The sequence below is a fragment of the Sphingomonas sp. S-NIH.Pt3_0716 genome, from assembly GCF_003950715.1.
GTDB classification, from domain to species: domain Bacteria; phylum Pseudomonadota; class Alphaproteobacteria; order Sphingomonadales; family Sphingomonadaceae; genus Sphingobium; species Sphingobium yanoikuyae_A.
Genome location: NZ_QLJK01000134.1, coordinates 1 through 600, shown reverse-complemented (window position 1 = coordinate 600; position 600 = coordinate 1). Strand labels below are relative to the sequence as shown.

The following is a 600-nucleotide window of genomic DNA, read 5'->3' as shown; positions in this document are numbered from 1 at the left end:
GTCGCGGGTGACGAGCTCGAGGTAATGCGCATCCGGTCCGGCGCTGGAGAGCGAGAGCCGTTCGCTGGTCACCGGGACCAGAACGACTTCCCGGTCGCGGGTTGCCGCTGCGCCCACGCCGAACAGCGTGGTGACAGCGAGGCCGCCGGCGACCAGAGCCAGCCAGTTGCGCTGGCGCAGGTATTTCTGGGCCTCTTCGTATGCGAATTCTGCGCGCATTGCTTGTCTCCCTCAGCCGGCCAAGAGGCGGCAATGGGAGGGCGGCGTGGCCTTCAGCCCAAGGAAACCCCCGGGCATGTACCAGTAGGCAGCATGCACCAGCGCCGAGCCCGCGTTTCTGGATTTCGCCTTCCGCAAGACGAACCAGGTCGCAAAGGCGAGAGCGATCCCGATGAAGATGTGCTGCGCCAGGATCCCCCAGGCAAAGGGGATCAGCAGCCCCGCGAACTCGTCGATGGTCCAGAAGCCGATGAGCTCCGGATCGTCGAGCCGTTGGGGTACGAGGTACTTGTCAGCCATGATGCCGCCCTCCCGCCGTGACCGGATCCGCTGTTCAGATGACCGCGGTCACGACCGAGGTGACGATCGGCACGCCAGTGC

The 600-nt window shown here is 65.7% G+C and carries 2 protein-coding genes; both read right to left on the bottom strand.

What is annotated here, in order from left to right:
- The coding region (locus BRX37_RS26460) for a TraE/TraK family type IV conjugative transfer system protein (RefSeq protein WP_318276984.1) at positions 1 to 219 on the bottom strand (219 nt) is incomplete at its 3' end.
- Between the two features lie 12 nt (positions 220 to 231).
- The gene (gene traL / locus BRX37_RS26455; RefSeq protein ID WP_125990391.1) at positions 232 to 519 is read right to left on the bottom strand and encodes a type IV conjugative transfer system protein TraL; all 288 of its coding nucleotides are present in this window, start codon (positions 517 to 519) and stop codon (positions 232 to 234) included.
- Positions 520 to 600 lie beyond the last annotated feature (81 nt).

Excerpts from the sequence above, each read along its gene's own strand:
- traL (WP_125990391.1), bottom strand. The coding sequence starts at position 519 with ATGGCTGACAAGTACCTCGTACCCCAACGGCTCGACGATCCGGAGCTC.